Here is a 13,794-nt window from a genome sequence, read left to right as displayed (position 1 = left end):
TGCTGAGCGCTGGATCAAGCACTAATACCTCGCTCAAGGGCCGGCAGGTCTAACCTGCTCGGCCTACTACCTTAACCCCCCATACCTGCGATCAGAATCCATCACCCGCGTTGCCTGATCCTCCTGAATCCCGGCAAAATCGACGTCACCGCACGGGCCGAGGACACGCGCATGCTTATTCAATTTGACTTGAATCAAAACGATCGTGATGCATTACTTCGGCATTGCCAGTCATTTCGCCCAAGCTCGGGAGACCCTTGGGAGGATCGCAGGGTATCTGATGCACTGGAGGCTCTCGCTGAGGCGCTAGAGGCTGCGAGCCAGACGCCTGAGCCGTAACGTACTTGCTCACGTGCAAGTGAATCATTAAGGGGATCAGTCTGACGACGGTAAGAACCTTCGCAGATCCCTAAGCCTCAATGCTGCTACGCAGGAAGCACTTAGCGAATTTGCGCTTGCAGTCATCGCTTGTTCTGCGATGCTTCCAACATCAAACAGTCACAACTGAAACGAGCTCAAAATATTTGAACCGTTTCTTCTTCGCGGCACTTCTGGCTTCTTGCTCGGCAACTAAACTACTCAACGTATTAGCATCATAAGTAAACAACTCTTCATCCCCATCGTAAACCTTTGCCACCTTTAAAGTAACTCGCAATCTTGGAGCAGAGTACTTACGCTGCACTGGCTTCGGAGAAGCGGGAGATAATGGCTTGGGTGAAGACTTCGGTTGTTCACTGATGGTCGGCGCTGACAAGCCAAAAAGTGCTTGCCTCATTTCTTCCTCAGTTAGATTTTCGGTCATTTTCTAAAATCTTATCAGACATTAACGACGGCTCTCACGGCGAATGAAGGTGGCCACTTGATGCGCCGGGGAATGATTACATCATCGTTTCCTCCTACCAAAGTGGGGTGTCGGCATTTTACGCGGGCATAGGGCTCTAGATAAAGCATGGATCGTAGCAAGCGGCTAGTGGCTGAATGAGACCAGACTCGGGTCAGAATGCTGATGGTTATTCTTCAAACCACTCTGCGCATCGAGCGTTATTCGACACGCAAAGTCACCCACATTACCTGAAGGTTGCATCAATCTTGGTATTAAACTGCTTTACTTCAAGAACATCTATCTCACACCCGCCTTTAGTATCACTTCCCCAGCCATTTTCAGACGCTTGCTGAAGCAATAGTTTCTTAATTGCGGCATTGACCGCAACCTGAATCTCTTCCTGAGACGGATCAGCATTGAGCGTTGCGGTCGACGAAGCGCTATATGAGATAGGCTTTTCACCATCAACGCCTTCAAACTTGAATTTAAACTTTACCAGCGTGCCCAGTGGAATATCGAACTCTATGGATTTATTCATACTAACTCCCTGGTTTCAGTTTGAGATTTAAATAGCGGTTTACCCGCAGGTGTCCGATTATCTATACCACGAGATCGCTATTTTTTCTACTCGACCCGCCGCGACGCCAGGCTCCATCAGCTAGCCGCGCCTTCTCACATGCCCCCAAAGCAGTCACCTGCTGCCATCCAGGGCTCATCCATCGGGCTTAATCGGCGCAGGGCCACCATTGCAAGCCACTGTGCCTGTGCAGTCTTCAAGGCAGAGAGGTCAGACGGGAACACGGCATGGAAAAGCGCTTAGGAGCAGTACCCCCACAGGCGCTCGCCAATCGACCCCGCCTCACTACTCTCGCATGACCTTCGCCACATAATTCGCGTGGTATGAACACAGCCCACCATTACCCGCATCCTGCTGGCCAAGTCCCTCGCCACACATCGCACAGGCGGTGTAGGTCAGGCTCGCCCCACACCACAGGCAGGCCTGCTCACCCACCAGAAACGTTGCATGATCACATTGGTCGCAGGTTTCTACATCAGGCTCCTCACCGCTGTAATAGTCCCCAGAATAAGCCTCGTTTAGCGCCTCTATGAGCAGTGGGACAATCAGGCCCCCTTCGCCACAGGCATGACACTGGTACTCGAAACGCTCCTCGTCCCGGTCAACCTTCAAATGAGCGGAAACGGACGCTGCTGCTGGGGCCAACAGAGTAGAGCCACACGCCTCACAACGGCACTCGTCCAGCCAAGGCACCATACCCTCCGGTACCCTGGCATGTTGCCAGGCAGCTTCGCACTCTGCCTTGACCCCCGTGACGAAGGCGTGGTGAGCCAGCATGATCTGCCAAGCCTCCCCCAGCAATTCGGCAGGAGACTGAGCCATGTTCGCGTTGATGAAATCTCTTAGCACCGGGAACAGGCCAGCAACCAGCTCCGCCACTTCCCCAAGGGTGTTGGCCGGGTGCAGATGCTCTAGGTCATTTCGGCAGACCTTGAGCTTATCGAACCGATCCCAGTCCACCGTGATACCGAACGCATCAAAGCGCTTTTTGATCAGTTCTACATCAATGGTATTACTTCTGAACCGTCCAACCGGTACCCAAGTAAGACCGCCGTCACCATCACTGTGAGGGAGTACCTCTGGCGGGATGAACAGCAGCTTGGCAGCATCGGCAGGGTCGTTGACGCAGTTCGCCAAGCGGTACTTGAACAGCAGGAGCACGCCGGCAACCAGATTTCGTGCAGCAGACAACGCTCGCGCGGGATCTCCCCCCTTATTGGCAGGCTGCTGACTGCGTTGGAAATCTTCGACCCCCAGGCGGATGGAGGTCACGGCGTTTTCCCGCAGCTTTTCTGCATCCAGCAAAGGGACTGGCTTATGCCTACCGGACTTATGGCTTTTCTGATTCTGCGGCACTGTCTTCAAGGGAGCTCCGCGTACATGGTGACGAACCCGAAGATTCGTATAGCGATATCTTGAGGATACGGTCAACGCCGCTGCTCGGCCATGAGCCAATGCCGGTATCATTGCCTGCTGACATGGGGAGGCAGAATGAAGGCTTTCAAGAAGTACGCCGAACGGCTGAGCAAGGATGACCAAGCAGCCCTCGAACGCCGGGCACTATGGCCCGCTATGGTTGAGCGAATAGAAAAAGTTTTTTCCCCTATCAAGACGTCCCCGCTGGCAGAGCATTTTGGGTCACTGCACTTACATGCTGTTGTGCCTGAAGCACTGAAAAAATTACCCAACGAGGGGATTCTCAATCAGCTACAGCTGAGTTGCTGCTCCAGGCATCTCGGGCTCACAGGCATTGAACGGAAAGTCGAAGAGCGCAAGGGAAAGGCCAAGCCATTATTTGAGGACGGGGCAGCTCTATGGGTCAACCAGGCGCCGTCAGGGGCGGTGACAGTGTTTATTGCCCCGTACACGTCAGATGTCCTGGCGATGAATGAAGAGAACATCATTCTGGGGATGTACCGCACGCCAGAGAAGCTGACTGAACGCAGGATCAAGAGGATTTTCTCGACGTTTTTCAGGTACCTGTCCATCACCAGCGCGCATCACCAGCAGTCCATCACGGACTATGCATGGCGATTAATGCTGATCTACAAGGATGTGCGTACCCGCAAATACCAAGGCAACCTAAAGGTGCTGGAGAGAGTCGTCATTGCAGCCGGCGCGATCGCCTGCATTTGGGTGCTTTTCATACCGGCAGGCGGCGCAGGCTCTTGATAGGAAGACACTACCATGACCTTATCTGATGCAGTCTTGGTGCTGCTTTTGACTGAACGGATTCACGGCAATGATGATGCCATAAGGCGTGCGGCCAAGAATGTGATAAAAAACTCCCCCGCAGCAAGCGGCCCCTTATTTTTCAGATAATCGATGCGAAGAGCCCACGTCACCTGATTCAGCACATCGCGGCAAATCTGGATGATGAGTGAGCTCGAATGCTGCCTTGCCCGGTTCGGCATCTACACGCGATATCTTCGTTTGGCGTATCGATTACCGGGTACGTAGGCCTTTTTGATCGGCTTCTTGGCTGCCTTCGGTGGCTTGAAATCGCACTCGGGAAAATTGTTGCATCTCAAAAATTTCCCATGCTTTCCATCCTGCACGACCAGGTCACCCACGGCACATTTGGGGCAAGGGTTCAATTTAACCGGCGCGCCGTGTAGATCCTCGACTTGCAGGGCCCCGTCCTGGACGATCTCCTTCAGAAAAATCGATACCTGCTTTTGCACTGTGTACATCATCACAGTACGTCGCGCCCGGGTGAGCGCGACGTAGAAGAGACGACGCTCCTCTGCAAACAGGTATGAATCGCCCTCAGGCATTACCAGGCGCAGCACAGGGTCGTCTGTCATGGTGCTGGGAAAACTTCGCCCGCGCTTCACACTCACCATGGCTGGCAGAATCACGTAATCGGCCTCGGTGCCCTTGGATCGATGAACGCTCAGAAACGAGACCTCGATGATCCCCTGACACTTCGCCTGCCAGTTACCAGGAACGTAGCTCTCTTCCTTGTTGTAGCGTCCCAGAACACAGACCTTGATCAAGCGGTCTTTTTCTCTCGGTATCGATCCATCCTTCAACCCCGCCACCAAGCTCTCAAGAAATGAGACGATAGCCGGCGTGACCTCTTTCTTGTCCTGTACCATCACGGCCCGAAGTGTCGGCCCCACCGCTGGTGTTTTCGAATAGACCCTCTTGGTGAGCTGAACAGGATTCTTGCTGACAAATCGGCTGGACACGTCACACAACGCCTGAGGGCATCGGAAGGTCTGCTCCAGCTTCAACAGCTGACCCGATCCGTAGAACCGTTTGAAGTCGGTCATCACTGAGACGTCGGCGCCGGCGAACCGGTTGATAGACTGCCAATCATCGCCCACGGCGAAAAAGTGCCGTCCAGGAACGCTGACCAGAGCTCGACACAGCCGCGCCCTTGCCCTGGAAGCGTCCTGAAATTCATCAGCCATCACCAGCTTGAACTTCGGCATGCAACGCCCTTGTTCCACATGCTCTGCGGCTTTGATGAGCATGTCTTCAAAATCCAGCCCTTTCACCCGCTCCAGCTCTTCGTTCCAGGCGTCCATCACCGGCCAGAGGATGTCCAGGAACATGCTGTAACGGTGCGTGAACAGTCCAGATGGCAGGTCATCGATCCGGCGCAGCAAATCTTCCTTGGTAAGGCAGTTGCTCTTGACGTGCGCAATGTAGGTGCGAACCAGACCAATCAATTTCATTTCTGAAAGCGGTGGCTGGCGATCGGGCGGTATCGGGCGATCCGGGTTTGGATCGAGTTCGATCCCTCGACTCGTCAATTCACGCGTCAGGTGCTCAACCCAAATGTTCTGACGAATCTGGTGCGAGGTCGTCTCAATCAGTTGGGTGCCTTGCTTACGATGCAGGTCGCGTTTCCACATCGCATCTTCGAGGTAGCCTTCGAAATGCGCTGGCGGCTGACCCTGCGCATCAAGCGCAAAATGCTCGTGATACAAGCCGATGGCCGGGTAGTAGAAATCGGGGTGATACTGGCTGTGGGTCTCAGTGGCGGTCTCGTGCTCATAGCGCCGCTCGTACACGTACTCGACGCCGTTGTAATGCAGCCAGTTGGCGATCATGCACTCTTCGATGCTTTTGACCGGATCGCCCTGCATTGGGACGAGACGCCCAGCCTTGGTACCGGTTTTGGGCGGCGTTTTCATCGCGTTGAATGATGGAAGATCCCGGCCAAACACGAGCCTGAACAGATCCCACTGGCTACGAAATTCGACCGACCTGTCCTTTAACCGATCGACCAGTTCCTCAAGCTTCTTGCAAGCCAGGTTGTCCTTGACCACCCAGTCTGGAACTCGCGGTTTTTTCTTCGTCGCATAACCTATGATCGCAAGACCGAGTCTATGGAAGGTCTTTGCACGAACCTTGACGCCCTCCATACCGAGGCGCTTGAACGATTGCTCGGCTCGCTCGCCCAGTTCTTTCGCCGCGTCCTTATTGAACGCCAACATCACCATTTCTTTGGGGTCAAAAAAGCCGCGATCAATGGCATACGCCGCTTTGGCGACCATGGTGGACGTCTTGCCCGAACCTGCGGATGCGGCCACCTGAACGCGGTTATCAAAGCAGATGACGGCTTCAGCCTGCTCATCGTTCAGAGGACGCTTCTCCACCGTGGACAGCAGCCAGTCGCAGGCAACTCGCTCTCGCTCCGTGTGATTTTTGTTGGCCCGTTTCCACAGGGCTTCCCAATCTCCACGAAAACAGGCCATCGAGCGCTGAACTTCTTCAAGCTTCAGGCCCAGCGAATTCCTGAGATCCTGGTCGTGAAGCAGGGCGTCCAGCTCTTGATCAGACATCGCAAGCGTGGGTCGACTGGCCTCCAGTGCCATCTGCTGCTCATGGGTCACCCACCGTCTCTCGGCTCTTGAATCCTTCAGAAGTCGGTTGGCCTGCATCAGCCACCCGCGAAGCTGCTCATAGGTTGACCTGAAACGCTCAATTCGAGCCCTCTTGCGCTGCTCGGCTTCCGCCAGACTCTGCGCCACTTGACGTTCATGGGCGCTGACAACATCAAGAATTTCATGTGCAAGACCTGCAACATGTCCCCTCGATAGGCCTCCTAGCGTGCCGCCAGGGTAGGTCAGGCGACCCCAGTAGAAACCCTGGCGAGCGCCAATGAGGTCGCCCTTCCCCATATCGATCGCAAAACTTTCGCAGTTGATCTGCAGCTCAAAACGACCATTGCTCAAACTCAACGACCACGGCGGTGACCCAGTGAGTAGCCGGCCAATAACCGATGGCCGCCACACGTATTCCCTAGCCAAAAACGACCTCCTCCACGATGACAGGCCGTGGACAGAACTCAGCCCACCGCCATGCGAGGTGGGTATTCATACCCTAAATGGGGAACAATCCCAACGGCCAATAAAGGCCTGCCGATTTAAAAGAGCCAGGTATGACTGAGAAAACATGCAATCATCGAGCGCCCAGCGAAATCGACGGGGCGAGCAGATGCTCTGCAGCTAGACTGGATTGCTGAACTCAAGGCAGTGCTGATGATGACGAAGCCCATACTCCCGACCTGAAACACGTGCTGGTTACCGGTAGTGGCATCGCCACCCCAGGCGCGGCGAGCAACTCAGCGCGGTACAGGCTTGATAGTTGCTGCAACGCCCCCCATAGAAAGCTCCCGCCTTTAGCAACAAGGAATGAAGCGTCATGAGCGTACCAGTAGTCTTTGACTCTAATGTTTGGGAATACATTGCAGACGAAGCGAAGCGGGCGAGCGCGCCCCCTGCCGTCCAGGCTCTCCATGCCCGGATCACCACACAGGCAATCACACCTTTTTTCTTCGAAGGGATAGTGAACCTGGAGGCAATTCCCAAGACCGCGCGGAAGGCTTACCTCCAGAGTTACCGGCCTGCAATTACGATAACCGTCGACAACAAGGTAGAAAGCCAATCTCGGGGCACCCCTCCCTCGGATCTCCCAGAGTACCTTGAAGCAACAGTCGAGAAGGCAGCCGCGCTAGGCTTTCGCTTCGTCCATCTTCCTCGCATTGGAGCCCCAAGGGATCCCCTGGCGGACAAATACAAGGCTTCAGAAACCTTGGCCCTCCAAGACCGCATTAACAGGAGCTTCGAGTGCCTGAGGTACATCGAATCACTTGGTTGCGGCAAAGGAGCACTGATGGCAATGCTCAACGATCCGCAGAAAGGCTTGGTACCTGCGATTCAAGATGATCCGATCACTGAGAAAAAGCTCGCAAAAGGGGTAGCTGAATGGATGGACGGTGATGCACTAGCTGCGACCTATGGCTACGGTTTTGAGTATTTCTGCACCAACGATAAAGGCGCGGGAGCAGGCACCAGCTCAATCCTGCACCCCTCAAATCGCACGCTATATGCGCAGAAATACAACGTGAAGATCGTTACGCCGGAGGAGCTTATTGCAATCCTGACTGCTGCTACCTGATTAAAGCTACCTGACTGCTGCTACCCGGTTGTGGCTAGACACATGGGTAATCCGCGCTAAGGTATGCATCTGGTAGCTACCTTGTGTGCTTGGTTTGGAGATACCCGGAAGCTTCACTGCCGTTATGATTTCAAGCTCTGGGAGGTCGAACCTTCGTTGGAGGGCATCGAGTGGGCTGATCCTGAACACACGATGTTCATCTAAACCGCAGTCCTGGTAATCGAACAGCCTCCCCCATCCTTAGCAGGCTTGATCCAAGTATCCTGTCTGACCTCGGGGGTATCAGAGGCCCCGCTGTGATCAAAACGATCAGATGCTCGTCAGATCCATCGTCTTCGACGCGCTCGGCAATCACTGCATTGCACCTCCTCATCGGTTTAGGATGATAATCAACCTGAAAAAGGAAATTTCTGATGCTCTTGAAATCTTCTGAGCTGCTTGAAAAATTCATCGAAAGCGAAGTCAAAAAAATAGCCGACGTGCATATGCCGCACATGCCAACGCTTGGTAGTGCCTACGAGGAGATTACCAAGCAAGGGATTTTTCAAGATTTCTATCCCCAAGCAACTCGATTTACGAGTTGTATCAGGTTTCGTCGTGGTCGGTGGCGAAACTCTCCCTGAGCAAATCGATTGCATGCTAGTTCATGGCAAGGGTACAAGATACGGCCTAGGTGACCAGTATTTCTATAACATCGAGCAGATCCTTTGCATTTTCGAAGTCAAAAAAAACTTGGTTAAACGCGACTATGCTGACGCCATCACCCACTTGGCAAAAATCAGGAATAAATTCACAGATCATTTTGAGAGACGCCTGGAGGAAGGATATGAACCAGATATTCATCTGGCAAGAAGATGGTTTGCTCAAATAACTGGCAAATCAGCACCAGAGCATTACCGCCAGATACACAGCCTTTCTAAAGCCGATGGGATACTATTCTACTGCTTAGTTCAAGAGTCCTTAGCTCCGATATCTGTGATACATGGCTACGAGGGATACACAACTGAAGAGGGCATGAGGGCAGCGTTCGTTAAAATTTTGGAAGCTTCTACGAAGCTGGGTGAGCGCGTTGGTATTCCAGGAATACCAAGTCTGGTAACGTCAAATAATTACTGCCTAATCAAAGGAAACGGCACTCCATTCATCGGAGTACGTGATGTCGGAGAATGGGTAGCGGTAGTTTCAACAAGATATAATTCCGCAAAGCTTATCTTGGAAATGGTTTGGACTAAAATCTCCCACTACTTCAAGATCGGTATGCCATGGGGAGATGGCCTGCACATGGACAGCGTGCAGCCCCTCTTGATTGCTAAGGGAATCGAAACACCTCAGGCGGCTGGCTGGCATTGCAATTGGCTTGAGTTTAAGGAAAAAAATCTTATTCGAGAAGATGATGCATCGTGGCAGCCATCAGCAATTAGTCCTGCTGCAATTACTCTCACGGATATAATGGCGATACATGGGGGTTACTTGCCGCTCGATGACGGCCTGCAGAATTACATTTCGCAAAAACATGAAAAAGATTTGCAAGTGATTATCGACGAATTGATAAGCACGAGGGAGTTCATGATTGAAAGAAATCATCTGCGGCCTATTCATGCTAAAACGCACATTCTGACCAATGATGATTACAGTGGATTTGTCGCACACGAGTCTGAAAGATTCGACCTATGGTGCGATTCAAAAGATATTAAGCCACACTACATGACGATTTTTTTCATTGAAGAGTAATCACGAAACCAACGGGCGACAGATCGTCAATAACTGTCGCCCAGAGCTCTTGGAGTATTTGAGCTTCGCGCTGCCGCAGTAATAATTGATCAAGAACCCGCTTCAACCTGCGATCGTATCGATCACCACGCTCCAGAGCGGGCGATCGATCACGGGGCACACAGGAAAGCTAGTCTCTCAAGGGGAAGAAGCCATATCGGCCATGGCCCCGGTTTTTCGTGAAGTGCTGATAATTCAGCGCGGGGATTACGGACATACTAGGCTCTTGGTTCTCGAAAATTATTATTTGAGAGTCTTTGAAGCTGTCCGCAATATCTCGATAAAAGGCGTAGATGAGGTCACTGGAGACTTCGTCGCGCTCTTCATCTGGCAATTCGTCCCCCTCTTTGTAGGTCGTCAGTGGCGAGTCCAGTACAACGAAGCCAGGATGTCGACCAGAGAGCTTTAACAGGTTCATCAATCCTAGGACAAAGGCGGAGAACGCAACAGCACGATACCCCTTACCAAAATGGCCTCTCGCGCTGCCGCCGATGGTGATATCCCTCGTTTTGAAATCGAAATCCACTGGCAGATGATTTGGGAATCCCCAGCGGCCAAGGATCGACTGAATCTCAGAAACCAGCGGTTTCACGGCGTCCTCGAAGCTATCAGCGGTATACCCGTCTTGTTCCTCAAGCAGGAGAAGGCCCAGCCGTTTCAACTCTTCGGTTAATTTAGCCTTTGCGGCCACTCGTTCATCCAGAGCAGCCAAATCATGCCTGATGCATGAGGAAAGCTCTTTGAGGTCACTCACGGCCTGCACTGATTCCTGGAGCTCTGAGGCTAGCTGCTTCTCCAACGCAGCAATAGCGGCTTTCGAGGACTGCGCGCAGGAGGTGTTTCGTTCAATCGCCGCAGAAAGAGAGCCTTGGGCCTCCGAAAGTTCAAGGATATTCTTGGAGATGCGATCAAGTTCGAAGAAAACACCCATCCGGATATCATCTACATCGGATATACAGGTGTCAGAGCCGAAATTGTTCCCACAGGTGGGGCAATGCACCGTATCGGCAGCATCAAGCAGAGTTGCCGCTTGCTCAATTCCAACAAGGCGCTGACGGTCTGACTCATATTTTTGGCCAAGCATGGTAAATCGGCTTAAGAGCGCCCTATCCTCAGATACTTTGACCTCGGCCACCTCTAGCTCGGAGATATGGCGTGCTTTCTGTTCAAAAAGACCATCACTGGATTCGAAAGCACTTTTCAATTCCGCTTCAGCCAAGCCCAGTCGAGCCGTCACCTGGGTCTTGAACGAGTTTAGCCTTTGAAGCTCGTGAAGCTGAGCTCCATCATCATCCGGATAGAATTTAGTTACAACTTCTTCAACGGCATCTACCTTGTGTTTTAACAAAGCTTTTGACGCCAAATCTTTTTTCGCGCCTTTGACCGCAGAATCGTCCTGCCCTGTGAGCAGAAGTTTCAATATAGACTTCTCTTTGGTTTTCTCCGAATTCTGGCCAGTACCCACGGGTGAATACTCGGCAACGATCCTCGATTCATCAATCAGCAGGGTCTTTTCAAAGTCCCGAAATGAAAAAGAGCTACTATTCAGTGATTCCGCGCCTGAGAGCAGTAACTTCCCATCGAGTTCCATCTTCTGCAAAAAATGGCTGGATATGGTATCTGTTCTTTTCGCACTATGTTTTGCGCCAAGGGTCGAAACCACCCCTTTCTCATCGATTAGAGTTGCTTTCGCGTTTAATACGAATGGCCGCTCTAAGGTGAAGAAGCTTCCATCGTCGTTTTCAAACTTGATCCTAACGGAGGTGTAGCCCCTTGAAAGAGAAATTGGCTTGGGAGGTTCCGTCGCACCCAAGGCAAACTTGATGCAGGAAACAATATAGGATTTGCCCGTATCGGATCCACCCTGAACGACGTTAGCGCCCTTCGTAAAATACACAGAGGCATCCGGGAGATCAGGGCCACTGACAACAACACTTTCAATAAACATCAGACCACCCTGTCAATTTTATAAATAGTGCTGCGCTGAGCCGTAAGGTGGTCGAAGTTCGCCTCGACCCACGAAACCCGACGCCAAAAGTCGGCGTGATAATCAGAAGAGAGTTTCCCAGCAAACTCAACGCCTTCCCTAGTTGCATAATATCGAACACCAAGCTCATCAACTTGAGAGCTAACAAGTCCTTTTGATATAAAGAGTTTTATGGCAGCAGGGAAGATTTCACGCCTCCGAACAAGCTCAGCAAGACGGTTCAGCAATACTGGATGCAGGCTTGGCTCTCCCTGAAAATCGCCGCTATAAGTCGATGCATAGTCAAAAAATACAAGCTCATCTAAATCAAGTTTCCGACCAAGTCCAGCGAGCAAAATAACGATCCTTGCTCCAACCTCTACAGAGCTATTAAACACATCCTTGGAACTCATAACCTATCTCCTTACCCACTTAATTTTTTTATCATTCACCAATTGATGACACAGCCCTTTTCGATCGGAAGGCCGGATATAGTGAACAAGTGGATGGGAGTCATATGGAACATTAACTGCCTGGGTGCTTACTTTCAGAAATCGCTCGTATCCATTTCTGTGCTCCTGGCGCACTACACTGTGCAAGCCTTCATAGCAGTCCTCTTTAAGCTCCCGATAACAACCTTCGGGAAATGCGTCCCGCGAAAACACCTCTAAAGATTCGGCACTGAAAAAGTTGATCCTGGCCCGCTCAAGATCCTCTGCATAGTCACTAGTCAAAGCATCTGCATGTGAATACTCTTTTCCATCAACATCGGAAAATGCATGCAAAAGAGCCTCAATATAAATTCTCTCATTGTCCCCGACAGACACAGGAACATCTTTCTTCAACTGCGGACGTTTTAGGTGATAACTACCAAAACGCGATGAGTGGTACGGGGTCTGCTGATGTTTGTCTACAAGTTCCAGAGACGACATTTCGTCAACGAATGAAAAATCAATAGAATTCAAGTAATCCAGAAAATCACCTTCCAGCAGGATTGACTCTGTCTTCGTGATTTTGTCACGGCACTCGACATCCCATCGAGCTATGATCTCGGTCTTGATGCGTGATTTATTGACCAGCATGTCAATGCAATCAGAGCTGCAACCTTTCGGCGTAACGAAACGATAAACTTGCGGAAGGGTATAGTCTCCTCTCCACGTGTAGAAAACCAGTTTACCGAGCTCAGCCACAACATCTGCAACATTTAATTTCCTACCATAGTGCTTGCACTGGTAGTTATCCCATCCCGATGAGAACCGAGCGATGACATCCCGCCCTTTGTCCCCAGCACCCGCACAACGTGTGACCTGCTCGTAGTGCTTATCAAAGTAAAAAACCAGTTCTAGGGTAAATATCTCCCACTCATCAGCCGACATTATCATCAGACGATCCAAGGGGTGAACCGGCTCTCCTTTTTGCACGTCAAGTGCAGTCAGCATAAGCTCCGGGGCCGGAGGGACTTTTATGGCATTCTCACCGATAGACATTGGCCACCCTGCTCCACGTAGATGCCTTATGCGTAAAAAACAGATCAAAATTAATCATAGTCCGATATCGCGCTCAAACTGGAGGCCCTTGATGCGGTTTGGCATACCGCCAAGCACCTTACTAGGATTTTTCCGCAATGCGCCAGAAAGCTCTTTTAGAAAACCTTGATTCAACTCCATGTTTTCTGAAAGCTCTTCGATAACGATATCAACATGAACATCAGCCTTTTCCAAGGCCACCGTCAATGCTGCCCGTGCAGCGCCAATCGGCTTATCCATCGCATATTCGACGAGATCTGCAGGATTGAATATATAGCCTTGGTCAGGTTCATTCATTTATATGCCTCCCTGGATACAATTAGAGTGTTATTTATTAATTTTCAAGCACGACAAAAAAGCCCGATTCGAAAACCTCGGGATATGTTCGATGTTTGTATTAACAATTGCGAGTTGGTGCAGCCGATCCATGCTGAGCTCCAGCGAGAGCCCTTCTCCCTGTCGGGATGTTGACTGGGCACCCGAGCGACTTGAGTGATGGCACGATAATATCTCTTTGCGCAGAGGTGTGATACTGGGGAGGCGTAATGTGCTCTGACGTCCTACGCCAGCGGATTTTTTTTGCCCCGCTGTTTGCCGCTATGACCCGCGTCCCGATGAGGCTGGCGAAGGGGTAAGCGATGACTGATATCGCGGGGATCAGGGACGCCGGGGCTGGGGAGTTGGGTAGAAAACAGAGGTATCCGGATTACATACA

At 51.6% G+C, this 13,794-nt stretch carries 13 protein-coding genes; 5 read left to right on the top strand and 8 right to left on the bottom strand.

Annotation, left to right across the window (positions count from 1 at the left end; all coding sequences use genetic code 11):
* Positions 1 to 490: 490 nt before the first annotated feature.
* The 3 genes from ACWKWX_RS02195 to ACWKWX_RS02185 form a co-directional block, all read right to left on the bottom strand.
* Positions 491 to 802, bottom strand: a complete 312-nt coding sequence (locus ACWKWX_RS02195) for a hypothetical protein (protein WP_483826909.1) — start codon at positions 800 to 802, stop codon at positions 491 to 493.
* A 265-nt stretch (positions 803 to 1,067) separates the two neighbouring features.
* On the bottom strand, positions 1,068 to 1,361 hold the full coding sequence (locus tag ACWKWX_RS02190; RefSeq protein WP_110766560.1) for a hypothetical protein: 294 nt from the start codon (positions 1,359 to 1,361) through the stop codon (positions 1,068 to 1,070).
* A gap of 324 nt (positions 1,362 to 1,685) precedes the next feature.
* Positions 1,686 to 2,756, bottom strand: a complete 1,071-nt coding sequence (locus ACWKWX_RS02185; RefSeq protein WP_483826958.1) for a hypothetical protein — start codon at positions 2,754 to 2,756, stop codon at positions 1,686 to 1,688.
* Positions 2,757 to 2,891: 135 nt separating this feature from the next.
* On the opposite strand from ACWKWX_RS02185, the gene ACWKWX_RS02180 reads away from it, so the two are divergent.
* Positions 2,892 to 3,572: a hypothetical protein gene (locus ACWKWX_RS02180; RefSeq protein ID WP_483826908.1), complete on the top strand. Its 681-nt coding sequence runs from the start codon at positions 2,892 to 2,894 to the stop codon at positions 3,570 to 3,572.
* A gap of 15 nt (positions 3,573 to 3,587) precedes the next feature.
* The gene (locus ACWKWX_RS02175) at positions 3,588 to 3,722 is read left to right on the top strand and encodes a DUF7740 domain-containing protein (RefSeq protein ID WP_439941740.1); all 135 of its coding nucleotides are present in this window, start codon (positions 3,588 to 3,590) and stop codon (positions 3,720 to 3,722) included.
* Between the two features lie 92 nt (positions 3,723 to 3,814).
* Here ACWKWX_RS02175 and ACWKWX_RS02170 read toward each other — a convergent pair whose 3' ends face one another.
* Positions 3,815 to 6,592, bottom strand: coding sequence for a UvrD-helicase domain-containing protein (locus tag ACWKWX_RS02170; protein ID WP_483826907.1), 2,778 nt, complete (start codon positions 6,590 to 6,592; stop codon positions 3,815 to 3,817).
* 469 nt (positions 6,593 to 7,061) lie between these two features.
* Between ACWKWX_RS02170 and ACWKWX_RS02165 the strand changes: the two genes are divergently transcribed.
* The 3 genes from ACWKWX_RS02165 (at position 7,062) to ACWKWX_RS02155 (ending at position 9,548) form a co-directional block, all read left to right on the top strand.
* Positions 7,062 to 7,817, top strand: coding sequence for a hypothetical protein (locus ACWKWX_RS02165; protein ID WP_110766557.1), 756 nt, complete (start codon positions 7,062 to 7,064; stop codon positions 7,815 to 7,817).
* Between the two features lie 413 nt (positions 7,818 to 8,230).
* Complete coding sequence (locus ACWKWX_RS02160) at positions 8,231 to 8,440, top strand: hypothetical protein (protein WP_483826906.1); 210 nt, start codon at positions 8,231 to 8,233, stop codon at positions 8,438 to 8,440.
* A complete protein-coding gene (locus ACWKWX_RS02155) occupies positions 8,415 to 9,548 on the top strand; it encodes a DUF6602 domain-containing protein (RefSeq protein ID WP_483826905.1) in 1,134 nt (377 codons plus the stop codon). The genes ACWKWX_RS02160 and ACWKWX_RS02155 overlap by 26 nt, the downstream gene beginning before the upstream one ends.
* A 169-nt stretch (positions 9,549 to 9,717) precedes the next feature.
* On the opposite strand, the gene ACWKWX_RS02150 is transcribed toward ACWKWX_RS02155, so the two are convergent.
* From ACWKWX_RS02150 to ACWKWX_RS02135, 4 genes are read right to left on the bottom strand one after another with little or no spacing between them, the layout of a single operon-like run.
* A complete protein-coding gene (locus ACWKWX_RS02150; RefSeq protein WP_483826904.1) occupies positions 9,718 to 11,535 on the bottom strand; it encodes an ATP-binding protein in 1,818 nt (605 codons plus the stop codon).
* A complete protein-coding gene (locus ACWKWX_RS02145) occupies positions 11,535 to 11,966 on the bottom strand; it encodes an ABC-three component system middle component 2 (RefSeq protein ID WP_483826903.1) in 432 nt (143 codons plus the stop codon). The genes ACWKWX_RS02150 and ACWKWX_RS02145 overlap by 1 nt, the downstream gene beginning before the upstream one ends.
* Positions 11,967 to 11,969: 3 nt before the next feature.
* Complete coding sequence (locus ACWKWX_RS02140) at positions 11,970 to 13,040, bottom strand: ABC-three component system protein (protein ID WP_483826902.1); 1,071 nt, start codon at positions 13,038 to 13,040, stop codon at positions 11,970 to 11,972.
* A 54-nt stretch (positions 13,041 to 13,094) separates the two neighbouring features.
* Positions 13,095 to 13,376: a hypothetical protein gene (locus ACWKWX_RS02135; RefSeq protein WP_483826901.1), complete on the bottom strand. Its 282-nt coding sequence runs from the start codon at positions 13,374 to 13,376 to the stop codon at positions 13,095 to 13,097.
* Positions 13,377 to 13,794 lie beyond the last annotated feature (418 nt).

This window comes from Pseudomonas imperatae (genome assembly GCF_057128625.1).
This window is presented reverse-complemented; position numbering and strand designations above follow the sequence as displayed.